Source organism: Streptosporangium amethystogenes subsp. fukuiense (assembly GCF_042665875.1).
Lineage (GTDB): Bacteria > Actinomycetota > Actinomycetes > Streptosporangiales > Streptosporangiaceae > Streptosporangium > Streptosporangium fukuiense.
The window spans coordinates 90,180-113,221 of record NZ_JBHTEE010000001.1 but is presented as its reverse complement, the minus strand read 5'-3'; the positions used below and the strand labels follow the sequence as shown (position 1 = coordinate 113,221).

The following is a 23,042-nucleotide window of genomic DNA, read 5'->3' as shown; positions in this document are numbered from 1 at the left end:
TCCGCCGCCCCCGACGGGGGCGGCGGAGCTTCGCAGGTCGGGTCCCGCGGGGGCGGGACCCGGGTTCAGCGGGCTACGGGAGCGCCGGGTAGGCGTTCTGCAGCAGCTGACGGAACTGGGCGGAGAACCACTGGCCGGAGATCGGCGCGTCGGCCAGGGCGCCGCTCATGTTGTTGCCGTTGCGCTCGTTGCCGGTGTAGGTCGGGTCGCACATCCGGTCGAAGCCCTTGCCCTCGTTGTTCGGGATCTCCTTGCTGGAGCCGTCGGACTCACCCGGGGGCTTGATCCAGACGTAGGCGTCCAGACCGGCGGCGGGGCTGGCCTGCGGACGCTCGCCCAGACCGGCACCGCTCTGGTTGCACCAGTTGCCGGCGTGGATCCTGCGGTCCACCCTCGACTCGTTGACGAAGGTGTTCAGGACGGTGGAGGTGCTGGCGGCGCCCGGACGGGCCGAGCCTCCCCAGCCGTTGCGGGAGGTGTCGATCAGCATGCCGATGTTCGACTTGAAGCCCTTCTGGATCAGCGTGTTCCGGAAGGCCTGGGCAAAGGAGAGCTCGTCGACGTAGAAGTTCCAGTCGATCCAGCTGGACTGGCGGACGGTCTGGCCGTTGACCTGGGTGTTGATGGTGAAGTGGGGCTCCTTCAGCGCCGAGTAGTTGGCGGTGTTGGTGATGAAGCCGTCCACGCTGTCGAAGCCCTTGACGGTGCCGGAGACGGTGCTCGCGAACAGGTCGGCGGACGGGCCGAAGTTGGTGTCCCAGCCGAGCCAGCCGTGGTGACCGGCGTCGATGTAGGTGTAGACGTTGTTGATCGCGTGCAGCTTGTCCAGGGCGTAGCGGACGCCGTTGACGTAGGCGCCGCTGTCCTTGGCCTCCTGGCACTTGGCCACGTTGAGGTTGGTGATCAGGTTGGGCAGCGAGTCGATCTCGATGATCGACACGATCCGCAGGGCAGCGTACCTGGGCTCGGCCATGATCGCGGCGATCGGGTCGATGTACTCGGTCTTGTAGCGGTTCAGGCCGTTCTGGGAGATGAGCAGCTCACCGTTGGAGGCCAGCGCCGAGCAGTCCCGGTTGGGCAGGTTGTAGATGACGAACTGGATCGTCAGCGGCTTGCTGCCGTTGGCCGCGTCCTGGCGGAGCGCCTCCTCCAGGTGGGCGCGGAGGCCCATGGCCGAGGAGGAGCCGGCGATGGCGGCGATGCGGTCCAGCCACACACCGGTGGAGATCTTGGCGACCGCGTTGCCGCCCGGCTCGGCGGCGGCCTTGGCCGACCAGTCGGGGTTCACGTAACCGGTGGCGTCGGTGTACGGGTTGTCGACGTGCTCGCCGGTCGGCGGGTTGCCGTCGTCGTCGGCCTCGGTGGCGGTGACCGTGGCGCCGGTGTGGCCGCTGGCGGCGGCCGTGATGGTGGCGGTGCCGTTGGTCTGGTCGGCGTCCTGGGCAGCCGAGACCGTCACGTTCTGCGCCGTGTTCCAGTTGGCGGTGGTGAAGCTCAGCGTGGAGGGCGAGATGGTGATGTCGCTGTCACCGGTCTTGCTCAGGTTGACCGTGACGTTGCCGCTCGGTGCCTGGCTGAGCTTGAAACCGACGGTCGCGGAGCCGCCCTCGGGGACGCTGACGGAGGTCGGGGAGGCGACGATCGACGGGGTCGAGGTGCCGGCCACGGTGAAGGGGACCGCGGCGGTCTCGGTGGAGAGCGCCGGGGAGGCGTTGTCGTACGCCTTGGCCTTGGCGGTGTGGGAACCGGCCGCCAGGCCCGTGGCGGAGTAGGAGTAGGGGGCGGTGGTGTCGGTGTTGACCAGCGTGCCGTCGACGTAGAACTCGACCTTGCTGACCGCGCCGTCGTCACTGGCGGTCGCCGTGAGCGGCACGGCGGCACCGGTCTGGTAGGAGGCGCCCGAGGCGGGGCTGGTCAGGCTGACCGTGGGCGGCTGGTTTCCGGGGGTGGTCCCGCCGCAGGCCACGCCGTTGATCGTGAAGGAGGTCGGCTTGGGGTTGGTACCGGACCAGTTGCCGTTGAAGCCGATGCTGGTCGAGGCGCCGGTGGCCAGGTTGCCGTTCCAGTCCAGGTTCTTGGCGGTGACGGCCTGGCCGCTCTGCGCCCAGGTGGCGCTCCAGCCCTGGGTGAGCTGCTGGGTGGTCGTCGGGAAGTTGAACCCGAGGGTCCAGCCGGTCAGCGGGTCACCGAGGTTCTTGACGGTCACGCTCGCGGTGAAGCCGCCCTGCCAGTCGTTGGTCGTGTAGGCGACGTCGCAGGCGACTGCGGCGTGCGCGGTGGCGGCTTGCCCGGTGGCAAGGCCGGCGGCGGCCACCAGCAGTGCCGCCGTGGTCGCCGCCCGATTACGCCAGGCGTGGCGACGCGAATTGACTCTCATGCGTGATCATCTCCAGGACGATGGTGGGAGCGCTCCCATAGTCCGGATGTTTCACCCGTGTGTACAGCTTGTTGCACGTCGGAGCCCCTGAATTAGGGCCGCCCCGGCCTCTGACCTCACCGAACGGGTTTCGAACCCGATGAAAGTTTCAGAGCCCTGTCTGCGGCCGGTCCGGAATGGTGCGTGGATCTCCTTGCCCGCCGCGTGCGCCCACCGCGTCCGCCCGGACCCCCATCCGGTCACCGCGGCCGAAAAGACACCGTCTAGGGCACAGTGTGCCGCCCCGCTCAGCCGGCGGGGCGGTCGCCGCGCTTGGCGCGCTGGATGAGCTCGTAGACGTGGGCCCGGAGCTCGGCGAAGCGGGGCAGGGAGCGGGTGGTGAGCTGGTCGCGATCGTCCGGCAGGTCGACGGCGACCTCTTCGAGCACCACCTGCCCGAGGCGGTGTCCAGCAGCCCGGCGACGCATCTCAGCAGGGTGGTCTTCCCGCCCCGGAGGGGCCGACGATGCAGACCGGCTCGCCGGGCGCGATGCTGAAGGTCAGGTTGCGGACCGCCTCGACGCTGCGGTTCCCGCCGCCGTACACCTTGCGCAGGTCACGTACGTCGAGCAGCGCGGTCGGGGTCTCGGGGCGCGCGGCGGCGCCGATGAGTGTGGTGGTCATGTCAACTCTTTGTCCGTTTGATGAGGATGACGCTATAAATCATGTACGCGATTGTCAACGATTTTTTCACCAAACGAAGAACCAAGCTTGTGAGCAGTTTGGGCGAACCTTCGCGTGGGCATGCCGAAACGGGCCTGGACACCGGGAACAGGCCTGGGATGTGCGTGCCGGATCAGGCTTCGGCGAGCACCGCCACGTCGACGTCGGGGCTCTGGAATCGCGAGATCTGCGTGATCACGTCACGTAGGTGTGCCCGCATCGCGGCCTCGGCGCCGGCCGGGTCACCGGCGACGATGGCATCGACGATCCTCTCGTGCTGATCGAGGGAGACGGCGGACCGCCCGGGCTGGAGCGACAGCCGGAACTGGTGACGGACGAGCTGGCCCTGCAGCCGGACGAGGATGTTCCGGACGGTCGACTGCCCCGCGATCTCCTGGATGAGAGCGTGCAGTGCGGCGTTGAGATCCGAGTAGGCCAGCGGGTCGTGTGCCGCCACCCTCTCGCGCATCGCCTCTTTGATCCCGAGCAGTCTCTCGGCCTGCTCGGGTGTCACCCGCTCCGCCGCCTTCGCCGCCAGCAGGCCCTCCAGCACCATCCGCACTTCGGTGATCTCCACCGCCTCGGCGGTGGAGATCGTGCGGACGCGTGCCCCCTTGTTGCGCTGCACCTCGACCAGGCCGTCGGCGACGAGTTCACGCAGCGCCTGCCGCACGGTGGACCGGCTGACCTGGTAGAAGTCGCACAGCTCGGATTCGATGAGGCGCTGCCCTGCGGTGAACTGCCCGGTCAGCACCGAGCGGCGGATCTTCGCGACCAGATCTTGGAGATCGTCCGCTCCCATGCCCTTCCTCCCGTTTCGGTCACCGTAGGGCGGCAACTGAAGGCGTCAACATTATAGGTTCCGAAGCCGGCGACATGATCTGTACGCCTTCGGGCCTCCGGGGATGCCGGGCGCGTCACTCGATCACGGGGGTGCCGTGGGTGTGGAACGAGTCGATGGTCTTCAGCCCCCAGGCCTGCCCCTTGGCGCGCTCGGCCTGGGTCCAGGTGACGACCTCCCAGTCGGGGGCCAGGATCAGTCGGGCACCGGCGTTGCACAGCTCGACGCGGTTGCCGCCGGGCTCCCAGACATAGAGGAAGAACGTCTGCTGGATGGCGTGCTTGTGCGGACCGGTCTCGATGTGGATGCCGGCCTCGAGGAAGACGTCGGCGGCCCGCAGGATGTCCTCCCGGGTGTCGGTCGCGAACGCCACATGGTGCAGGCGCCCTCGCGCGCCGCGCCGGTCGGCGGTGTAGACGATGTCGTAGGACTTGTCGCAGACCGAGTACCAGATGGCGGCGACCTCACCGTCGCTCGCTCCACCCGGCGCCGAAGCCGGCCGCCTCGATGGCCTCGACCCTGCGCCGCAGGGCCTGCGGGCCGCCCGCAGGAACGTACGGCCGACGCCGGCGCGATCCCTGCCGGTGACCTTCACCGTGTACCGCTCGTAGTCGTCCCAGGAGTGCAGGTAGATCGAGTCACCCTCCCGGTGGACCTCCTTCATCGCCATCAGGTCGACGAAGAAGTCGCGGGTCTCCTCCGGCACCGAGGTGAAAAGCTCGACGGATCCCACATGGGCGATGTCGCGGAACGCTTCTGACCGCATCGGATCTCCTCGGGGTAGGTGGGGCCCACGGCGGCCTCGTACTGGAAATCACGACCGCGGGCCGGTGGTCAGGTCTGGCGCGGCCAGGTGAGGCCGTCGAAGAGTTTGCGCGCGGTGCGCAGCACCCCCGACCGGTGCACGCGCAGCCGCGCTCCGCTGCCCGACACCTCGATCGAGGTGTCGAAGAAGCCGGTCGGATGCTCGATCCGCAGGACGTCTCCCGGCGGCCCGCTCACCGCTATCCCGGTGGCGACCGAGCCCTCAAGGAGTACGGCGGTGGCGACCGAGACCGCGCCCAGCACTCCGATGGAGGTGTGGACCCGGTGCGGGATGAACGTCCGGGTCGAGATGGCGCCCCCGTCGCGGGGGGCGGCCACCAGTGACATCTTGGGCACCGTGGTCGCGCGCACGTCGCCCAGTCCCATGAGCCGGCCCGCCTGGAGGCGAATCTCCTCGACCTTCGCCCTCAGCGTTGCGTCGCCCTCCAGTTCGGCGGGCGACTCGTATCCCGTCACCCCGAGCGCCTCGGCCGCCATCAGCACGACGGGCATGCCGTTGTCGACGCAGGTCACCTCCACGCCGGCGATCCGGTCCCGCACCGACCCGGTGGGCAGCAGGCTGCCGCACACGGAGCCTTCCGTACCCTCGAAATCGAGGGTCACCGGCGCCGAGGCGAAGGGCACGCCCGAGATGAGCGTGCTGCCCGCGTACCTCACCCGGCCGTCACGGGTGTCCACGGTGGCGGTGGCCACACCGTCGCCGTTGACGATCCGGACGCGCACCCGGGTGGTGTCGCCGTCCACCGGGATCAGTCCGCGCTCGATGGCGAACGGCGCGACGCCGACCAGTAGGTTGCCGCACGTCTGCTGTGCCGAGACCCGGGCCTCGGTGACCTGCACCTGCAGGAACAGGCAGTCGACATCGGCCTGCGGATCGGCCGAGCGCGACACCACCGCGACCTTGCTCGTCAGCGGGTGACCGCCGCCGATCCCGTCGACCTGCCCGGCGTCTGGCGAGCCCATCAGCCGGAGCAGCAGGTCGTCGCGGCGGGCCTGGTCGGCGGGCAGATCCTCCGCATCGAGGCTGCCGCCTCCATCTCGGCCACGCGGCGTACGCTGTGCGCCACGGTGCCGTCGAGAAGCCCGCGGACCACGGCACCGTCGAGCCCGGTCAGGGTGTCGACCAGATGGTCGTAGCACCACCGCCCCAGCCCCTGCGACTCCGCCACCCGCAGCGACTCGACCATCAGGGCGGTCAGGCCCTTGACCACGATGCTGCGCAGCAACTTGCGCGCCGCCGCCTCGCCGAGTCCGAGAAAGGCGACGCGCGGTTTCACAGGGCGCCCTCGGGGTGTTCGTCGACGTACTCGACGCCCAGCCGGGTCAGCACCTCGCGCAGGCCGTACATGTCGACGCCGAGCACGCCGGACCGCAGGGCCGCGCGCCTGTCGTGTTCGGCCGCGATCCGGGCCCGTGACCTGGCCAGCACCTCCGCCGCCGACCGGGCGGGCACGCACATGACCCCGTCGTCGTCGGCGACCACGACGTCGCCGGGCCGCACCACCTGACCACCGCAGACGACGGGCACGTTGACGGACCCGGGGGTGGCCTTGACGGTGCCCCGCGCCGAGACGGCGCGTGCCCAGACGGGGAACCCCATCTCTCGCAGGGCGGCGATGTCGCGCACACCGGCGTCCGTCACGAGCCCCACCACTCCGCGGGAGAGCAGGGACGCGGCGAGACGGCGACCCGGCCCGGCCGTCCGCTTGATCGCCAACAGTCCACCGGAATGGCACCCGAGCCGCCAACTTAATTAGTTACGAAATTGTCAACAATATCCCTAACCATCCTTGCGGACAACCGGGCGGTGGATCCCGGTGCCCCGCCCGGTGCACGGCGCTGAAATAACCGCAGCGCCGGCGCCGTTGAACAGCACTCGAAGGGGGGCGCGCTCCTCCCTCCCCGCGACGAAAGGCTTGCTCCCCATGGCTCCTCCGCTCTCCATCCTTGATCTGGCGTACATCGGCGAGGGAGAGACGGCCGCCGACAGCCTGCGGGCCAGCGTGACCCTGGCCCAGCGCGCGGAGGAGTGGGGCTACCGGCGGATCTGGTACGCGGAGCACCACAACATGCCCACCATCGCGTCCTCGGCGACCGGCGTCCTCATCGCCCACGTGGCCGCGCACACCCGGACGATCCGCCTCGGAGCCGGCGGCGTCATGCTCCCCAACCACTCCCCGCTGACCATCGCCGAGCAGTACGGAACCCTCGAAACGCTGCATCCCGGGCGCATCGACCTGGGTCTCGGCCGGGCGCCGGGCAGTGACCAGCAGACCGCACGGGCCCTGCGCCGCACCCCGATGGCCGCGGACGACTTCCCGCAGGACGTCCTGGAACTGCAGGGATACCTGACCGGCGAGTCCCGGATCCCGGGCGTCGACGCGACGCCGGGCAAGGGCACCGACGTGCCGCTGTACATCCTCGGCTCCTCCCTGTTCGGAGCCAGGCTCGCCGCCGCACTCGGGCTGCCGTACGCCTTCGCCTCCCACTTCGCGCCGAACGCGCTCCAGGACGCCGTCTCGCTCTACCGGCGCGAGTTCAAGCCGTCCCGGCAGCTCGATCGCCCGTACGTCATCGCCGGCGTCAACGTCCTCGCGGCCGACACCACGGCCGAGGCGCAGGAGCACTTCCTGGCCATGAAGCGCAGCCGGGTCAGCCTGCTGCTCGGCCGGGGCCGGAAGTTCACGCCGGAGGAGGCGGACGGCATCCTCGCCTCCCCCGCGGGGCAGCAGATCCTCCAGATGGCCACCTACTCCGCCATCGGCACCCCGGCCGAGGTGACGGACTATCTCCACCGCTTCGCCGAGAAGTTCCAGGCCGACGAGCTGATCACCGTTTCGGCCTCCCCCGACCGGAAGGCCTGGCTGCGCTCCTTCGAACTCCTCGCGGAAGCCCGCGGCCTCCTCGCCACCTGACGTTCGACACGTTCGGCGGCGGCGTGGGCCCCGTTGAGCCCGGCGGCAGCGCGACGTCAACCGCCGGACCGCAGCCGGGCTCGCACCGGCTCTTCATGATCCAAAATGAAAATCTCCAGAGATGGTAGAAATGGGAGGCGCAGCTGGAATCCTGACGGTAGGGGCGATGGATGATCCGGATTCTGCTCGCCGAGGACATGCACATGGTCCGCGGGGCACTGGTCGCGCTGCTCCGGCTCGAACCCGACATCCAGGTGGTCGCGGAGGCCGCCACCGGCAACGAGATCGTGCCCATGGCGCTGGAGCATGAGCCGGACGTGGCCGTGATCGATGTCGAGCTACCCGGCGTCGACGGGCTCACCGCCGCGGCCGAGCTGCGCAGAAGACTGCCGCGATGCCGGGTGCTGATCGTCACCGGCTTCGCCCGCCCGGCGAACGTCCGCAAGGCGTTCGCCGGGCGGGCGTCCGGGTTCATGCTCAAGGACGCCCCGCCGGACCAGCTCGCCGACGCGATCAGAAAGGTCGCGGCGGGCGAGCGGGTGGTCGATCCCCAGCTCGCCGTGGCCGCGCTGGAGGCGGCCGAGAGCCCGCTCAAGCCGCGCGAGCTGGAGGTGCTGCGGAGGTTCTCCGACGGCGAGGACGTGGAGCAGATCGCCGAGGCGCTGTTCCTGTCCGCCGGCACCGTACGCAACCACCTCACCGCGATCGTCGCCACGCTGCACGCCCGCAACCGGCTGCACGCCGTACGGATCGCCCAGGGCGCCGGTTGGCTCTGAGCCCGGCCCGCCTGCTCGCCGGGTTCATCTGCCTGCTGTGCCTGCTGCGAGTGACCTTCCACCTCGGCGAGACCACGTCCGGCCCGCTGACCGTGGCGAGCGTCATCGCCGTCGCCGCACTCCAGTTGCCGATCTCGCTCCGAGGCGGGCGGCGCCCGGCCCCCGTGCTCCTGCCGGCGCAGGCCGTGCTGAACTACCTGCCCCTGCTGGCCGAGGCCGAGAGCTGGCGGGCCGGCGGCTCGGGGTTCGTCGCCGCCTCGGTCCTGCTCGTGGTGAGCGGTCCCTGGGCATGGTCGCTCTTCGGGTTGATCGCGCTCGTCGAGGGCACCCTGGCGGTCGCGCTGGACCTGGCGCCCGTGCAGGTCTACTACGCGGTCGTCGCCCCCCTCAACGTCGGCCTGATGCTGTACGGTCTCAGCCGCCTCACCGACCTGCTGGACCGGGTCCGGCGGGAGCGGTCGGAGCTGGCCGCCAGGGCCGGAGAGGTCGAGCGGCTACGGCTGTGGGGGTACGTCCACGGCCTGGTCGTGAGCAGCGTGTCCGCCGTCGAGCGGCTGGCCCGGAGGGCCCGGCGCGAACATGACGCGGAGGCGGCGCGAGGAGCGATCCGCCGGGCCGTCGCCGTCGCGCGGGAGGCCCTGGAGCGGGTCCGATCCCTGCCGGCCGTCGAAGAGGCGATCCCGGTCCCGTCCCGCGACGACGACACGCGGATCCTCCGGCTGGCCACGCCGATCCTCGTCATCACGCACGTGCTGTTCATCGGGCAGTCGCTGTTCAACTTCGTCGCCGACGAGGGGCTCGATCCCGGCTCCGGAGACGCCGGCTACCTGGTCCTGCTGCCCGTGACCTTCGGTCTGCAGTTCTGGCACCTGGCCGCACTGCGCGCGGGCACCCGGCCCAGGGGGCCTGCCTGGACGCTGGCCGCTCAGGCGCTCACCATTCACGCGCCGCTCCTGCAGGGGAACGCGTCCGGGCTCGTCGTGTCGGGGTTCTTCGCCGGGGTCGTCCTGCTCTACCTGCGGACGCCGGTGTCATGGCCGCTGTCCATGGCGATCTGCGGCATCGCCGCCCTCGAGGCCTGGTCCACCCGGGGCCCGGGCGTCGCCGCGTACCAGCTCTGCAGCACCCTCGCCACCGCCCTGACGGTCTACGGACTGACCCGGCTGGCCGCCCTCGTCACCGAGCTCAGGAAGACCCGGGCCGAGCTCGTCGAGGTGGCCGCCCTGCGCGAACGGCTCCAGGTGGGCAGAGACGTCCACGACCTGCTCGGCCGCGGCCTCACCGCGATCGTCCTGCACGGCGAGCTCGCACTGCGGCTGCTCGGCACGGATCCCGGCAGGGCGGCGGAACAGCTCGAACGGGTGACGGAGTCGGCGCGGACCGCGCTCTCGGACACCGCCCGGCTGAGCGCACCGGACCGGCGCCTGTCGCTGGCCGCGGAGACCGACTCCGCCAGAGCCGTGCTGGAGTCGGCGGGAGCCACCGTACGGATCGACGCCGCTCCCGTGACCGGGCCGGCCGAGCCCGTGCTCGCGGTGGTGCTGCGCGAGGCGGTCACCAACGTGCTCCGGCACAGCACCCCGTACGAGTGCGTGATCGAGATCGCCGTCGAGGACGGCCGCGTACGGCTGCGCGTGGCCAACGACCGCGCCGCCCCCGTGTCCGCCCCCGTGTCCGACGGGCCCGGCACGGGACTGCGCAGTCTGCGCGCCCGCCTGGCCGCCGTCGGCGGCGAGCTCACCACCACCCGGACCGGCGACCGCTTCGAACTCCTCGCCCGCACCCCGGTCGATCATGAGAATCTCACGCCCACGAGGTGACCCCGGCGACTGTGCGGGCAAGCGCCCGGTGCCGCACAGTTGGTCCGCCACACCGACACGACAGACCAACCGGGGACCATGAACCGTCGACAGTTCCTCGCGGCCGCCGCGCTCTCGGGCCTCGCCTCGGCCTGCGGCTCCGCCTCCGCGAGCGATCCGACCACCTTCCGCACCGAGTTGCGCGTTCCACCTCTGCTCGACCCCAAGGTGGACAAGGACGGGACGCGGAGATTCACGCTGACGATGCGGCGCGGCCTGAGCGAGTTCCTGCCCGGCAGGCCGGTCGAGACCTGGGGGTTCAACGGCCCGCTCCTCGGGCCGACGATCCGGGCGGCCCGCGGCGACGAGATCCGGATGACGGTCACCAACCGGCTGGACGAAGTCAGCACCGTGCACTGGCACGGGATGCGGCTGCCCGCGAAAATGGACGGCGGTCCGCACCAGCCGATCGAACCGGGCGCGACCTGGAACCCGCACTGGACCATTGACCAGCCCGCCGCCACGTCCTGGTACCACCCGCACCCGCACGGTCAGACCGCCAGACACGTCTACCGGGGCCTCGCCGGCATGTTCATCGTCGATGACGACCGGGGCGAGGCGGGGCTTCCCTCGCGATATGGGGTCGATGACATTCCTCTCATCCTGCAGGACAAGAACCTCGCGGAGGACGGCTCGCCGACCGGTGACCCGTTGAAGGGCACCTTCGGCATCCTGGGTGACCACATGCTGGTCAACGGCACACACAGGGGTTTTCTGAACGTGGGGACCGAGCGGGTGCGGTTCCGGATCCTCAACGGGTCGAACGCGCGGATGTATCACCTGACGTTCGCCGACGGCCGCTCGTTTCACGTGGTCGGCGGCGATGCCGGGCTGCTGGCCGCTCCGGTCGAGGTGGAGCGGGTCTCGCTCACGCCGGGTGAGCGGGTGGAGGTCGTCGTGGCCTTCACGGCCGGGGAGCAGGTTCTGCTGCGTACGGTCTCGGGCTCCGACGACATCGACGAGGGCGACTTCGACCTTTTGAAGATTGTCGCGGCGCCGCGGCTGACCGCCTCTCCCCGGCTGCCCGGCCGCCTGGCCGGCGCGCCCGCGCCGATCGTGGTGCCGTCGAATGCCACGGTACGGCGATTCCGGCTCAACGGGCACGATGCGATCAACGGCAAGGAGATGGATATGTCGCGCATCGACGAGGTGGTTCCGGCCGGGGCCGTCGAGATTTGGGAGGTTGAGAACACCGTTTACCCCCATAACTTTCATATTCACGAGGTGGCGTTTCAGGTGATCGACGTGGATGGGCAGAAGCCGGCGGGGTATGCGAGCGGGCACAAGGACACGGTGTACGTGCCGTCGAAGAGCACGGTGCGGCTGGCCGTCCAGTTCGGGCGGTTCACGGACCCGGGGACGCCGTACATGTATCACTGCCACATCCTCCGGCACGAGGACTCCGGCATGATGGGGCAATTCGTGATCGTGCCGCCCGGCACCGCGAACCAGGTGCCCCGCACGATCGCCGCCCACCACCTGTAGCGCCGACCGCGTCGCGGAAGCCGCCCGGCCGAGACTCCGGCCGCGTGCCTGCCGTCATCCCGACGACTGCTTCCGCGAGGCCGCCATGGCCGCGCCCACGATGCCCGCCTCGTTCTGGAGGGCCGCGGGGACGATCGGGGTGCGTATCCTGATCCGGGGCAGGAACCTGTCGGCCTTCTTGCTGACCCCGCCGCCGATGACGAACAGCGAGGGAGAGAAGAGCACCTCGAGGTGTTCGAGATACTCGGCCACCCGGTCGGCCCACTCGTTCCAGCCGAGGTCGTGTGCCTCCCGTGCGTGGTCGGAGGCACGCTTCTCCGCCTCCTTGCCCCTGATCTCCAGATGGCCGAGCTCGGTGTTGGGCACCAGACGGCCGTCCATGAGCAGGGCACTGCCGATCCCGGTGCCGAAGGTCAGCAGCATGACCACCCCCGGTCTGCCCCTGGCCGCCCCCGCCTCCACCTCGGCCAGGCCCGCCGCGTCGGCGTCGTTGAGCACCGTCGTCGGCAGGCCGGTCTCCGCGGAGAACAGCTCTCGCACGTTCGTGCCGATCCAGTCCTTGTCCACGTTGGCGGCCGAGCCGGCGACCCCGTCGACCACGACTCCGGGAAAGGTCACGCCCACCGGCCCGTCCCAGCCGAAGTGCCGGACGATCCGCACCACCACTTCGGCCACCGCTCTGGGCTTGGCGGGCTTCGGTGTGGGAACGCGCAACCGCTCTCGCGTCAGCCGCCCCGTGGCGACGTCCACCGGCGCGCCCTTGATCCCCGACCCGCCGATGTCGATTCCCAGCGCTTCCATGTACGCACCTCCTGCCGACCCCCTTCCCTCCGACAGGCGGCTGATACTCGCTTGCAGATGGCGGTCAACCCGGTTGAAAGCACCTCGTCTCAGACTGTGGGCATCGCAGCCGGAAAGGAACCCCTCCCATGACGATCACCCGTTCCCTGACAGGACTCGCCCTCGCCGCCGCACTCATATCGATCACTCCGGTGGCCGCCCAGGCCGCGACCGGCCCGGCCGGCGAGGGCACGACGGCCGCGGAGAGCGCCACCCAGCGCACCATCCAGTGGGGCGTCAAGTACGCTCCCGGCCGGAAGGCCAAGACGCACGGCTCGCTGACGGTCTCCGGCGAGGACCACGCCGACATCCCGGCCGCCGCGACGAGCCGGGTCTCCGGCAAGGTCTACGACCTGACCAGGGGGTCCTCCTGCGGCTGGGCGGTCTTCCGCCTCACCTACCGGACCGCGGACGGGAACCTGCCGTTCAAGCACCGCAGTGTCGTCGACTGCTCGTACGGCACTCCGAAGTCGTTCACGTTCACCCAGCGCGACCTCTACCAGCTCGAACTGAAGGTCTGTTCGGAGGCCAAGGCCGCCAAGCCCTCGCTGAACTGCCTGTACGCGGGCACCTGGAAGGTCCTCTACGTCGCGAAGTGACCGGCGGCCGGACGCCTTCCCGGTGGGAACGTCAGCTCACCGGGGAGGCGGACCGGCGCCTGCGGCGCACCATGAATCCGAGTGCCGTCGCGGGCAGTACGACCAGTCCCGCGATCAGCCCCGCCATGGGCAGGTAGTCCTGGTCGGGCGTGACGGGCGAGCCCGTGCCCGTCGCGGGGAAGGTGATGGTGGCGGTGACCGCCCGTTTCACCATGCCGCTCATCAGCGTCAGCTTCACCTTCCAGGGCCCCGCCGGCACCTGCGGGTCCAGGGTCACGATCACCGGAGCGGCGGACCCCGGAAGCAGCGTGACCCCCAGATCGGCGGGAAAGGGCCCGGCCTGCAGACCGCTCGGCCCGTCCGACAATGCGAGCGTCCCGCTCATGTCCAGCGTCCGTTTACCGGTGTTACGGACCAGTGTCGCCAGCTGCGGACTGCCGTCCGGGCCGCGCATGGGTGTCAGATTCTCGATCCGGAAGTCCGAGGGCGGGTCGCCACCGGGCCCGATGTCGAGGTAGACACGGATTCCGACACGATTGATGACACGCACGGGCCTGGCGGCGTTGGATTCGGCAACGGTCTCCGCCCAGACGACGCCGTACCGCTCGCCACGCGAGGCGGCGGGCGGCACTGTGATCTTTACTTGCGCGACCTCCTTGCCGCCCGGTGCCACGTCGATCGAGGGGCGGTCGAGTGATATCCAGCTCGCCAGCTCGTTCCGGACCTGGCCCGGCGGCGCGCTGAAAGTGTTCCGCACGATGTCGGCACCGCCCGGATACAGGCGGATCCGCTGGGTCCTCCTGGAGGTGTTGGAAACCTCCAGCTTTCGCTGGATGGTGGTGCCCGGATTGAGATGGTCGACGATGTAGGAGAGCGCGCGTGGGTCGTTGCGGTGGCTGACCGGCGCCTCAAGGAGGCGGATGCCGATCGTGCCATGAGGGTCGGCGGTGACCGGGCTCGCGCCGGCCGCGCTGGAGAACAGCGCGGCCAGCAGCGTCGGCATGAACGCTCCAGCGAACCGGTCACGCCACCTGATGTGTCACCGTCCCGCTGTAGTCGGTGCCCACCTCGGCCGTGATGGGGACGTTGACGATCAGCGTGGGGTTCCAGGTGGCCGTGCTACCGCCGGTTCCCCCCGTGTGGCTGAAGGCCGTCACGGCGGTCCCCGCCGTACCGGTCAGCGCGACAGCGTCGCCTGCCGTGGGCTGGCCGGGAGTGAAGGTACCGCCGCCGGTGGTGGCGGTCTCCGGACCGGACCAGTACTGCACCGCGGCGAAGGGAACGGTCAGGGAGCCGACGGTGAAGTCCGTGGCGAACACCGTGGCGGTCCAGACCGAGCTGGCCCCGCCGCGGGTGTCGGAGACCGACACCGGGCCGATCTGCCCGGTGATCGAGCTGGCCGGAGCAGCGGAGCCGAGGTTGATCGGACCGGTCGGCGCGGTGATGTCCAGGGTTCCCGGCGACACAGTGAACGTGACGATGGTGTTGGCGTTGTTTTCCGCCACCGCCGGTACCGCCAGGATGAACAGCAAGGCGCCCGCCCCCGCCGAGGTGAGTGCGGCGAATCTCTTACCCAAGGTCTCTTCCTTCCGAATGACGGAGTCTTCGGGGGGATGAGCAAGTAATGGATCTTCCACACCCGCTGCGATCACCTTAAGAGATCAACAACTACGCAGCGTGGCCGAAACGGTAAAAGGGCGGCCCGTAGATGGCCGGGTAACCACCAAAGTGCCAGACAAGCCCCACGACGCCCCAGAGTGAGCGCATCGCCCTCCGATGGGCCGATCGGCAGTGGAGACGAACGCTTGAAGTGCAAATTTCAGAAATTCCCGAACACTGAATTCCTGTTTTGAAGCACTCTCCCGCAACCCTTTGACACAAAAAAGAAAACCAGCAACAAAAGATTGTCGAAACGGCGGGTTCCCTCAGCGTTTCACCGGGCCGGTCGAGGCCCTGACCACCAGTTCGGGCTCGAACAGCAGCTCGTCGGCCGGGACCAGCGCCTTGTCGATCTGGGCCGCGAGCAGATCGACGACCGCGCGCCCCATCGCGTCGATCGGCTGGCGCAGCGTGGTCAGCGGCGGGTCCGTGCAGTTCATCAGCGCCGAGTCGTCATAGCCGATCACCGAGACGTCACCGGGCACGGAGAGTCCCGCCCTGCGGGCCGCCCTGATCGCCCCCAGAGCCATCACGTCGCTGGCGCAGATGACGCCGGTCACGCCCTTGCGGATCAGTCTCGCCGTCGCCGCGTGCCCGCCTTCCAGGGAGAACATGGTGTGCTCCACGAACTCCGGGTCGAGCCCCGCCGCGTCCAGCTTGCGCCGCGAGGGCACGTGATCGGGAGGGCCGAGCACCATGCCGATCCGCTCGTGGCCCAGCGACCGCAGGTGGCCCAGCGCCATCTCGGCGGCGGCCACGTCGTCGCAGGAGACCTGCGGGAAGGCGAGATGCGCGACCGCGGCGTTCACCAGCACGGTCGGCAGGCGCCGCTCCCGCAGCAACTCGTAGTGCTCGTGCGAGGCGTCCGCCTGGGCGAACAGGCCCCCGGCGAACACCACACCCGACACCTGCTGCTGGAGCAGCAGGTCGACGTACTCCGCCTCGGAGACGCCGCCCAGCGTGCGGGTGCACAACACGGAGGTGAACCCCTGCTGGGCCAGCGCCCCGCCGACCACCTCGGCGAAAGCGGGAAAGATGGGATTCTGCAGCTCGGGGAGGACGAGCCCGACCAGCCTCGCCCTGTCCCCCCGCAGCTGGGTCGGCCGCTCGTAGCCGAGCACGTCGAGCGCGGTGAGAACGGCCTCGCGGGTCGCCTCGGACACCCCGGGCTTCCCGTTGAGCACGCGGCTGACCGTCGCCTCGCTCATCCCGACCTTCTTGGCCACTTCTGCAAGCCGTCGCGTCATGATGAAACTATAAGGCAAGAGAAGCAATTACTTGCGTAAACTTGCGAAAGTTACGTCAAGAGTCAAGGGGCCGGCAGCCGTCCCGTTCAGCTCTCGGTGATCCGGCCGGCGTCGACGTGGATGCGCCGGGTGGTGTGCACCGCGTCCAGCATCCGGCGGTCGTGGGTGACCAGCAGCAGCGTACCGGGATAGGAGGCGAGCGCGGACTCCAGCTGTTCGATCGCGGCCAGATCCAGGTGGTTGGTCGGTTCGTCGAGCACGAGCAGGTTCACCCCGCGCGCCTGGAGCAGCGCCAGCGCCGCCCTGGTCCGCTCCCCCGGCGACAGGGTGACGGCCGGGCGCGGCACATGCGCGGCGCGCAGCCCGAACTTGGCCAGTAGCGTACGGACCTCGGCGGGGACCATGTCGGGCACGGCGGCCCCGAAGGCGTCCACCAGGGGCTCGTCACCGAGGAACAGCCCGCGCGCCTGGTCCACCTCGCCGACGACCACGCCGGGACCGAGTGAGGTGGCTCCCTCCTGAAGCGGGGTCCGGCCCAGGAGCGCGGCGAGCAGCGTGGACTTGCCCGAGCCGTTGGCACCGGTGACCGCCACCCGGTCGGCCCAGCCGATCTGCAGGTTCACCGGGCCGAGGGTGAACGCGCCGCGCCGGACCACGGCCTCGCGCAGCGTCGCGACGACGGCTCCGGAGCGGGGGGCGACCGCGATCTCCATCCGGAGCTCCCACTCCTTGCGGGGCTCCTCGACCTCCTCCAGCCGCTCGATCATCCGCTCGGTCTGGCGGGCCTTCGCGGCCTGCTTCTCGGTCGTCTCGGTACGGAAGTTGCGGCCGACCTTGTCATTGTCCGGCGCCTTGCGCCGCGCGTTCTTGACGCCCTTCTCCATCCAGGCACGCTGGATCCCGGCGCGCTGCTTGAGGGCGGCGACGGTGCCGGCGTACTCCTCGTACTCGTCGCGGGCGTGCCGGCGGGCGACCTCACGCTCGGCGAGGTACGCCTCGTAACCACCGCCGTGCAGGCGGATCAACTGCTGGGCGAGGTCGAGCTCGACGACCCGGTTCACGGTCCTGGCCAGGAACTCGCGGTCGTGGCTGACCAGGACGGTCCCGGCGCGCAGACCGGTGACGAAGCGTTCCAGCCGCTCCAGCCCCTCCAGGTCGAGATCGTTGGTGGGCTCGTCCAGCAGGAAGACGTCGTAGCGGCTGAGCAGCAGGGAGGCCATGCCCGCCCGCGCCGCCTGCCCCCCGGAGAGCGCCGTCATCGGCCGGTCGAGCTCCACGGCGAGGCCGAGTTCGGCGACCACCTCCCCCGCGCGGTCCTCCAGGTCGGCACCGCCCAGGGCGAGCCAGCGCTCCAGACCCACGGCGTACTCGTCGTCAGCATCCGGACGGCCCTCGACCAGCCCCTGGGTCGCGGCGTCCAGCGCGCGCTGCGCGGCGGCCACCCCGGTGCGGCGGGCCAGGAAGTCCGCGACCGTCTCGTCCGCCCGGCGCTCGCGCTCCTGCGGCAGGTAGCCGACCGACGCCGAGGGCGGGCTGAGCCTTACCGAACCGTGCTCGGGTGGCAGCAGCCCGGCGAGGATCCGCATCAGGGTGGACTTCCCCGCGCCGTTCACCCCGACCAGCCCGACGACGTCGCCCGGGGCGACCACCAGGTCGAGCCCGGTGAAAAGCGCTCGGTCGCCGTGTCCGGCGGCCAGATCCTTGGCGACGATGGTGGCACTCATGCCTAAACGTTATCCGCCCTCACCGGCCGCGATGCCATGCCCGATATGTCTGATTCGAAAGCCGGTCCGGCCGGAGGGCGCCACACGCCACCGCGACCCCTATTCCCGACAAATCAGACATATCTCCTTTTGTTGGAAATTTTTTCGGGTGCCGGCGATCAGCTATTGACCTGGCTATTCCCGCAGAAAAGCATTACCTTACGGGTACTTAAACCTACTTTTTTTGCGATTTAGGGCAACATCACTTACTTCTAGGCCGTCTTATGGAGAGGAGGCGGTCACTCCCGGCTGCCTCCAACAACGGGGAGAAAAGGAAATAATCTTGATGAAACGAATCGCCATCGGCCTGCTCTCCGCGGCCGTGAGCGGCTCGCTGCTCATGTCCGCCGGAACGGCCTCCGCGGAGCGAGTCGCCCTCAGTGTGCGCATCGACAGCGTCAACCCCAACCCGGTCGTCGTGCAGGGTGACGACGACACGAGGGTCACCATCGAGGTCCGCACCACCGAGGCCGAGCGCGTCGAACTGCGCCTCAAGCCGGTCTCCGACCAGCTGCGCACCCAGGACGCGCGCGAGCCCCGGGTCCTCCACCAGGGCGACCTGTGGCGTTTCACGACCAGCTTCGACGCCTCCGACTTCGAGGGCCGCTGGGTCGCGATCGCCGACGCGTACGACAAGGACGGCAAGAAGGTCACCGACCAGGTCAACTTCTCCGTCAAGCACGAGAAGAAGGAGAAGGCCGAGACCCGCGTCTACCGGTTCTCCGCCAGCCCCGAGGCCGTCCGCAAGGGCCGCTGGGTCTACTTCACCGGTCGTCTCCAGGTCGACGACCACCGCTGGAAGAACGTGCGGGGCGAGGAGGTGGAGATCTACTTCCGCAGGCACGGCTCCAGTGCCTGGAAGTACGTGACCGCCGACGACACCAACCGGAAGGGCGAGTTCTACGCCAGGGCCCGCGCCACCAAGAGCGGTGAGTACCGGGCGGTCTTCGACGGGACCGACGACCTCTCCGAGAGCAGGAGCAGGTCCGACCGGGTGCGCGTGTACAGCTACCGCTACCACCGGTAGTCCTGCCTGACGGCAGCCGACGCGGAGGCCCGGGGCGACCCGGGCCTCCGCCGCCGTCTTCTGACGGTTCGTTAGGGACACCCCCGGTCCGTGGTCTGTGAGTGGTGTCACCGGTTGATCCCCCACCTCCTGGGCAGGTGAGCAGGCACGACGACCGGAGGGGAGCCGCGACGATGACGACCGGTGATTTCTACGACTACTCCGAACTACTGGAGAAGCACGAGAAGGAGATCCTGCTCCGGGTGCGGGAGTTCATGGCGAACAAGATCGCACCCATTGCGAACGAGGCGTGGACCAACGCGCACTTTCCCCACCAGGTGATTCCCGATTTCGCCGAACTCGACATCGCGGGCCTGCCCTATCGGGGTGCGCGGAGCCTGCTGACCGGGTTCGTGGTGCTGGAGATGAATCGGGTGGACCCGTCCATGGGCACTTTCTTCGGCGTTCACAACGGCCTGGCGATGGGCAGCGTCGACCGGCTGGGGTCGGACGAGCAGCGGGAGCGGTGGCTGCCGCCGATGGCGGCGATGGAGAAGATCGGGGCGTTCGCGCTGACCGAGCCCGAGGGGGGTTCCGACGTCGCGGCGGGGCTGCGCACGACGGCCAGGCGTGAGGGCGACGTGTGGGTGCTCAACGGCGCCAAGCGCTGGATCGGCAACGCGACCTTCGCCGACCTGATCGTGGTCTGGGCCAAGGACGAGGCCGACGGCCAGGTCAAGGGATTCGTGGTGGAGAAGGGCACGCCCGGCTTCGCCGCGACGAAGATCGAGAACAAGATAGCCCTGCGGACCGTGCAGAACGCCGATATCACGCTCACCAACTGCCTGGTGCCGGAGATCAACCGGCTGGAGAGGGCGAACGGCTTCCGTGACACCGCCACGATCCTGCGGCAGACCCGGGGAGGCGTGGCCTGGCAGGCGGTGGGCTGCATGATGGGCGCCTACGAGCTCGCACTGGAGTACGCCAAGACACGTGAGCAGTTCGGACGGCCGATCGCGGGGTTCCAGCTCGTACAGGACCTGCTCGTGCGGATGCTGGGCAACGTCACCTGCTCGCTGGGCATGGTGGTGCGGCTGGCACAACTTCAGGACGCGGGCGTCTACAAGGACGAGCACTCGGCCATGGCCAAGGCGTTCTGCACGGCACGGATGCGCGAGGCCGTGGGATGGGCGCGGGAGATCCTGGGCGGCAACGGCATCGTCCTCGACTACGACGTCGGCCGGTTCGTGGCCGACTCCGAGGCGATCTACTCGTACGAGGGGACACGCGAGATCAACAGCCTGATCGTGGGGCGGGCGATCACCGGTATCGGCGCCTTCGTCTGAGCCGCGGGCGCCGTCAGGGGCCATCCGGACGCGGGTGCCCCGCGGGGATCATCCGGCCCGGCCACGACCGTGCCGGGGCCGTGGAACGGCTCCGGCACGGTCGTGGCAGATGACGTGAACCTGTGACGGTCCCGGTCAGCGGTCGCGGCGGGTGACGAGACGGGCGAGCGCGGCCAGTTCGGCGGCGGGCCGGGGCAGCGCGCCCGCGGATCCCAGGTGACGCAGGGCCCGCGCGAGCAGCTCATCGGCCTCCCGCTGGGTCCAGGCCCGCCCCCCTGCCGTCTCGACGAGCTCGGCCGCGCGGACCAGGTCGGCGTCGGAGAGCGGCCGCTCCCGGTGGTAGAGACCGGCCAGCTCATGCCCGGCGGGGGTGCCCGAGGTCAGGGCGGCGACGACCGGAATGGACTTCTTCCGGCTGCGCAGATCCGAGTGGGCCGGCTTGCCCGTCACCTCGGGATCTCCCCAGATGCCCAGCAGGTCGTCGACGAGCTGGAACGCCAGCCCCAGGTCCCTGCCGAAGGCGGTGAGGTGCTCGACCTGCTCCGGGCCGCCACCCCCGAACAGGGCGCCGAGCCCGCAGGCGCACCCCAGCAGGGCACCGGTCTTGCCGGCCGCCATGCCCAGGCACTCGGCCGGCCCGACATCGTGACGTCCCTCGAACGCGACGTCCGCGCTCTGCCCCTCAAGCAGTTCCTGGACCGCGGTGCCGAAGACCCGTGTCGCCTCGGCGGTGATCGCGTGCCCGCCGGTCGCGAGCACGCCGAAGGCCAGCGTCAGCAGCGCGTCACCGGCCAGGATGGCCGGGCTGATCCCGAAGACGGCCCAGGCCGTGGGACGGTGGCGGCGGGTCCGGTCACCGTCCATCACGTCGTCGTGCAGCAGGGAGAAGTCGTGCACCAGCTCGACCGCCGCCGCCGGTCGAAGCGCCAGGGCCGCGGCACCCCCCACGGCCTCGGCCGACAGCAGGGCCAGCGCGGGACGGAGCGCCTTGCCCCCGCCGGCCGTGGACGGCCGGCCCCGCTCGTCCCACCAGCCGAAGTGATAACCGGCGATGCGCCTCATCGGGGCCGACAGCGTGTCGATCGCCGGACGCAGGGTCGCCTCGACCATGTTCCGGCTCCAGGTCAGCACCTCGTCCGCGGACCGCCCGTCCGTCCTCATCTCAGTGGTCGTCATGCCTGCTTTCCTCACTCGGCCGTTCCAACAAGCGATGCGGCCAGAACGGCCGAGGTGCCGGGCCCGGGCGGGCCCGGGGAGAACGCGTCCGCCAGGACCGGGTGCCCCGGTCTCAGTGACCGATCTCGACGTCTTCCAGGATGCCGAGCGCGTCGGGCACCAGAACGGCCGCGGAGTAGTAGGCGCTGACCAGGTAGGAGATGATCGCCTTCTCGCTGATGCCCATGAACCGGACCGACAGGCTGGGCTGGTACTCGTCGGGGATGCCGGTCTGGTGCAGGCCGATGACGCCCTGGTTGTCCTCGCCGACGCGCAGGGCCAGGATCGACGTGGTGCGGGTGTCGGTGATGGGGATCTTGCTGCAGGAGAAGATGGGGACGCCACGCCAGGCGGGCACCCCGCTACCGCCGACGTCGACGCCCTGCGGGTAGAGCCCGCGCGCGTTGCACTCGCGGCCGAAGGCGGCGATGGCGTGCGGGTGTGCCAGGAAGAAGCTCGTGCTCCGGCGGCGGCTGAGCAGTTCGTCGAGGTCGTCGGGGGTGGGCGGCCCGCTGCGGGTGTGAATCCGCTGCTTGAGGTCGGCGTTGTGCAGCAGCCCGAACTCGCGGTTGTTGATCAGCTCGTGCTCCTGCCGCTCGCGCAGCACCTCGATCGTCAGCCGGAGCTGCTGCTCGACCTGGTCCATCGGGTCGTTGTAGAGGTCGGCCACCCGGCTGTGCACCCGCAGGACCGTCTGCGCGACGCTCAGCTGGTACTCGCGCGGGCTGAGCTCGTAGTCGACGAACGTGCCCGGCAGGTCGGCCTCTCCGGCATGCCCGGCGGCCACCTCGACGGCGGCCTCGCCGTACTTGTTCTGCGGCCCGCTGGTGGCGGTCTCCCGCCGCCGCAGGTGGGCCTGGAGCTCCTCGGAACGCTCGGCCAGTTCCAGGAACGCGTGCCGGGGCAGGACCATCGCCGTACCGCTGGTGACCGCCCTCGCGCTGAACGGCCACTCGCCGTCCGTGCCGACCAGCGTCTCGTCGCCGAAGTGGTCACCCGCGGCCAGCACCGTCAGCACGATCTCGTCGCCGTACGGCCCGGTGCCGACCTTGTTGACCTTGCCGTGCGCGATGAGCACCACCTCGTCGGCCGGCTGCCCCGACTCGGCGAGCACGTCGCCGGCCCGGAACTCCCGCTGGACGAACCGGCCCGCCAGCGCGTCGAGGGTGTCGGAGTCGTCGAACCCGCGCAGCAGGGGCAGCTCGCACAGCTCGGCGGGGATGACCGCCACCTGCGATCCGGCGTTGGTGAAGCTCACCCGCCCGTCGCCGATCGTGTAGGTCAGCCTCCGGTTGACGCGGTAGGTGCCGCCCGACACCTGCGTCCAGGGAAGCATCCGCAGCAGCCACCGCGAGGTGATCTCCTGCATCTGGGGAGTCGACTTGGTCGTCGTCGCCAGGTTACGCGCGGCGTCCGTACTCAGACTCAGCTGCGACCGGCCAGCCTCGAACTCCGTCACAACACACACCACCGATCCGTGCTCGTACCAACGGGGGAAGCGAAGACATGAATCAATCAGGAGGAAACGTCAGTCAACCGCAACAGAAACGGCAAAATGCTGACCTCCCGACGCGCGGATCCGAATTC

22 protein-coding genes are annotated in these 23,042 nt (G+C 69.7%); 7 read left to right on the top strand and 15 right to left on the bottom strand.

The features are described from left to right. Positions 1-73 precede the first annotated feature (73 nt). The 8 genes from ACFQVD_RS00530 to ACFQVD_RS00495 form a co-directional block, all read right to left on the bottom strand. The gene (locus ACFQVD_RS00530; protein WP_343962040.1) at positions 74-2,377 is read right to left on the bottom strand and encodes a glycoside hydrolase family 6 protein; all 2,304 of its coding nucleotides are present in this window, start codon (positions 2,375-2,377) and stop codon (positions 74-76) included. A 287-nt stretch (positions 2,378-2,664) separates the two neighbouring features. Then, positions 2,665-2,844 (bottom strand): hypothetical protein, encoded by a 180-nt coding sequence (locus tag ACFQVD_RS00525; protein ID WP_343962038.1) that lies wholly within the window; start codon positions 2,842-2,844, stop codon positions 2,665-2,667. Position 2,845: 1 nt separating this feature from the next. Next, complete coding sequence (locus ACFQVD_RS00520) at positions 2,846-3,040, bottom strand: hypothetical protein (RefSeq protein ID WP_343962036.1); 195 nt, start codon at positions 3,038-3,040, stop codon at positions 2,846-2,848. Positions 3,041-3,212: 172 nt separating this feature from the next. Then, positions 3,213-3,881: a GntR family transcriptional regulator gene (locus tag ACFQVD_RS00515; protein WP_343962033.1), complete on the bottom strand. Its 669-nt coding sequence runs from the start codon at positions 3,879-3,881 to the stop codon at positions 3,213-3,215. A 115-nt stretch (positions 3,882-3,996) separates the two neighbouring features. Continuing rightward, positions 3,997-4,686 (bottom strand): VOC family protein, encoded by a 690-nt coding sequence (locus ACFQVD_RS00510; RefSeq protein ID WP_343962031.1) that lies wholly within the window; start codon positions 4,684-4,686, stop codon positions 3,997-3,999. A gap of 68 nt (positions 4,687-4,754) precedes the next feature. Next, entirely contained in the window at positions 4,755-5,720 is a 966-nt protein-coding gene (locus ACFQVD_RS00505; protein WP_343962165.1) for a 4-oxalomesaconate tautomerase, read from the bottom strand. Continuing rightward, entirely contained in the window at positions 5,708-6,022 is a 315-nt protein-coding gene (locus ACFQVD_RS00500; protein ID WP_343962029.1) for a DUF1932 domain-containing protein, read from the bottom strand. The genes ACFQVD_RS00505 and ACFQVD_RS00500 overlap by 13 nt, the downstream gene beginning before the upstream one ends. Next, the gene (locus ACFQVD_RS00495) at positions 6,019-6,462 is read right to left on the bottom strand and encodes a 4-carboxy-4-hydroxy-2-oxoadipate aldolase/oxaloacetate decarboxylase (protein ID WP_343962027.1); all 444 of its coding nucleotides are present in this window, start codon (positions 6,460-6,462) and stop codon (positions 6,019-6,021) included. The genes ACFQVD_RS00500 and ACFQVD_RS00495 overlap by 4 nt, the downstream gene beginning before the upstream one ends. A 208-nt stretch (positions 6,463-6,670) precedes the next feature. Here ACFQVD_RS00495 and ACFQVD_RS00490 point away from each other — a divergent pair, with 208 nt between their 5' ends. The 4 genes from ACFQVD_RS00490 (at position 6,671) to ACFQVD_RS00475 (ending at position 11,780) form a co-directional block, all read left to right on the top strand. After that, positions 6,671-7,660, top strand: a complete 990-nt coding sequence (locus tag ACFQVD_RS00490) for an LLM class flavin-dependent oxidoreductase (protein ID WP_343962025.1) — start codon at positions 6,671-6,673, stop codon at positions 7,658-7,660. Positions 7,661-7,830: 170 nt separating this feature from the next. Beyond that, positions 7,831-8,436 carry a response regulator transcription factor gene (locus ACFQVD_RS00485; RefSeq protein WP_343962023.1) on the top strand — a complete coding sequence of 202 codons (606 nt, stop codon included), beginning with the start codon at positions 7,831-7,833 and terminating at the stop codon, positions 8,434-8,436. Next, a complete protein-coding gene (locus ACFQVD_RS00480) occupies positions 8,427-10,256 on the top strand; it encodes a sensor histidine kinase (RefSeq protein ID WP_343962021.1) in 1,830 nt (609 codons plus the stop codon). The genes ACFQVD_RS00485 and ACFQVD_RS00480 overlap by 10 nt, the downstream gene beginning before the upstream one ends. A gap of 78 nt (positions 10,257-10,334) precedes the next feature. Next, on the top strand, positions 10,335-11,780 hold the full coding sequence (locus tag ACFQVD_RS00475; RefSeq protein WP_343962019.1) for a multicopper oxidase family protein: 1,446 nt from the start codon (positions 10,335-10,337) through the stop codon (positions 11,778-11,780). Between the two features lie 54 nt (positions 11,781-11,834). On the opposite strand, the gene ppgK is transcribed toward ACFQVD_RS00475, so the two are convergent. Beyond that, positions 11,835-12,581, bottom strand: a complete 747-nt coding sequence (gene ppgK / locus ACFQVD_RS00470; RefSeq protein WP_343962017.1) for a polyphosphate--glucose phosphotransferase — start codon at positions 12,579-12,581, stop codon at positions 11,835-11,837. A 128-nt stretch (positions 12,582-12,709) separates the two neighbouring features. On the opposite strand from ppgK, the gene ACFQVD_RS00465 reads away from it, so the two are divergent. Then, positions 12,710-13,219, top strand: coding sequence for a hypothetical protein (locus ACFQVD_RS00465; RefSeq protein WP_343962015.1), 510 nt, complete (start codon positions 12,710-12,712; stop codon positions 13,217-13,219). Between the two features lie 31 nt (positions 13,220-13,250). On the opposite strand, the gene ACFQVD_RS00460 is transcribed toward ACFQVD_RS00465, so the two are convergent. The 4 genes from ACFQVD_RS00460 to ACFQVD_RS00445 form a co-directional block, all read right to left on the bottom strand. Continuing rightward, positions 13,251-14,222, bottom strand: coding sequence for a hypothetical protein (locus ACFQVD_RS00460; protein WP_343962013.1), 972 nt, complete (start codon positions 14,220-14,222; stop codon positions 13,251-13,253). 19 nt (positions 14,223-14,241) lie between these two features. Continuing rightward, positions 14,242-14,796 carry a hypothetical protein gene (locus ACFQVD_RS00455; RefSeq protein ID WP_343962011.1) on the bottom strand — a complete coding sequence of 185 codons (555 nt, stop codon included), beginning with the start codon at positions 14,794-14,796 and terminating at the stop codon, positions 14,242-14,244. Between the two features lie 348 nt (positions 14,797-15,144). Then, complete coding sequence (locus tag ACFQVD_RS00450) at positions 15,145-16,125, bottom strand: LacI family DNA-binding transcriptional regulator (protein WP_030918816.1); 981 nt, start codon at positions 16,123-16,125, stop codon at positions 15,145-15,147. Between the two features lie 86 nt (positions 16,126-16,211). Beyond that, entirely contained in the window at positions 16,212-17,849 is a 1,638-nt protein-coding gene (locus ACFQVD_RS00445; protein ID WP_343962007.1) for an ABC-F family ATP-binding cassette domain-containing protein, read from the bottom strand. 325 nt (positions 17,850-18,174) lie between these two features. Between ACFQVD_RS00445 and ACFQVD_RS00440 the strand changes: the two genes are divergently transcribed. After that, positions 18,175-18,915 carry a hypothetical protein gene (locus tag ACFQVD_RS00440; RefSeq protein ID WP_343962005.1) on the top strand — a complete coding sequence of 247 codons (741 nt, stop codon included), beginning with the start codon at positions 18,175-18,177 and terminating at the stop codon, positions 18,913-18,915. A 173-nt stretch (positions 18,916-19,088) separates the two neighbouring features. Further along, positions 19,089-20,240 carry an acyl-CoA dehydrogenase family protein gene (locus ACFQVD_RS00435; protein ID WP_343962003.1) on the top strand — a complete coding sequence of 384 codons (1,152 nt, stop codon included), beginning with the start codon at positions 19,089-19,091 and terminating at the stop codon, positions 20,238-20,240. 135 nt (positions 20,241-20,375) lie between these two features. On the opposite strand, the gene ACFQVD_RS00430 is transcribed toward ACFQVD_RS00435, so the two are convergent. Together ACFQVD_RS00430 and ACFQVD_RS00425 are read right to left on the bottom strand one after the other, a co-directional pair. Then, the gene (locus ACFQVD_RS00430; protein WP_343962000.1) at positions 20,376-21,416 is read right to left on the bottom strand and encodes a family 2 encapsulin nanocompartment cargo protein polyprenyl transferase; all 1,041 of its coding nucleotides are present in this window, start codon (positions 21,414-21,416) and stop codon (positions 20,376-20,378) included. A gap of 112 nt (positions 21,417-21,528) precedes the next feature. Then, positions 21,529-22,914, bottom strand: a complete 1,386-nt coding sequence (locus ACFQVD_RS00425; RefSeq protein WP_343961997.1) for a family 2B encapsulin nanocompartment shell protein — start codon at positions 22,912-22,914, stop codon at positions 21,529-21,531. Between the last annotated feature and the right edge of the window lie 128 nt (positions 22,915-23,042).

Excerpts from the sequence above, each read along its gene's own strand:
- ACFQVD_RS00530 (WP_343962040.1), bottom strand. The coding sequence starts at position 2,377 with ATGAGAGTCAATTCGCGTCGCCACGCCTGGCGTAATCGGGCGGCGACC.
- ACFQVD_RS00525 (WP_343962038.1), bottom strand. The coding sequence starts at position 2,844 with ATGCGTCGCCGGGCTGCTGGACACCGCCTCGGGCAGGTGGTGCTCGAA.
- ACFQVD_RS00520 (WP_343962036.1), bottom strand. The coding sequence starts at position 3,040 with ATGACCACCACACTCATCGGCGCCGCCGCGCGCCCCGAGACCCCGACC.
- ACFQVD_RS00515 (WP_343962033.1), bottom strand. The coding sequence starts at position 3,881 with ATGGGAGCGGACGATCTCCAAGATCTGGTCGCGAAGATCCGCCGCTCG.
- ACFQVD_RS00510 (WP_343962031.1), bottom strand. The coding sequence starts at position 4,686 with ATGCGGTCAGAAGCGTTCCGCGACATCGCCCATGTGGGATCCGTCGAG.
- ACFQVD_RS00490 (WP_343962025.1), top strand. The coding sequence starts at position 6,671 with ATGGCTCCTCCGCTCTCCATCCTTGATCTGGCGTACATCGGCGAGGGA.
- ACFQVD_RS00485 (WP_343962023.1), top strand. The coding sequence starts at position 7,831 with ATGATCCGGATTCTGCTCGCCGAGGACATGCACATGGTCCGCGGGGCA.
- ACFQVD_RS00475 (WP_343962019.1), top strand. The coding sequence starts at position 10,335 with ATGAACCGTCGACAGTTCCTCGCGGCCGCCGCGCTCTCGGGCCTCGCC.
- ppgK (WP_343962017.1), bottom strand. The coding sequence starts at position 12,581 with ATGGAAGCGCTGGGAATCGACATCGGCGGGTCGGGGATCAAGGGCGCG.
- ACFQVD_RS00465 (WP_343962015.1), top strand. The coding sequence starts at position 12,710 with ATGACGATCACCCGTTCCCTGACAGGACTCGCCCTCGCCGCCGCACTC.
- ACFQVD_RS00460 (WP_343962013.1), bottom strand. The coding sequence starts at position 14,222 with ATGCCGACGCTGCTGGCCGCGCTGTTCTCCAGCGCGGCCGGCGCGAGC.
- ACFQVD_RS00450 (WP_030918816.1), bottom strand. The coding sequence starts at position 16,125 with ATGACGCGACGGCTTGCAGAAGTGGCCAAGAAGGTCGGGATGAGCGAG.
- ACFQVD_RS00445 (WP_343962007.1), bottom strand. The coding sequence starts at position 17,849 with ATGAGTGCCACCATCGTCGCCAAGGATCTGGCCGCCGGACACGGCGAC.
- ACFQVD_RS00440 (WP_343962005.1), top strand. The coding sequence starts at position 18,175 with ATGAAACGAATCGCCATCGGCCTGCTCTCCGCGGCCGTGAGCGGCTCG.
- ACFQVD_RS00435 (WP_343962003.1), top strand. The coding sequence starts at position 19,089 with ATGACGACCGGTGATTTCTACGACTACTCCGAACTACTGGAGAAGCAC.
- ACFQVD_RS00430 (WP_343962000.1), bottom strand. The coding sequence starts at position 21,416 with ATGACGACCACTGAGATGAGGACGGACGGGCGGTCCGCGGACGAGGTG.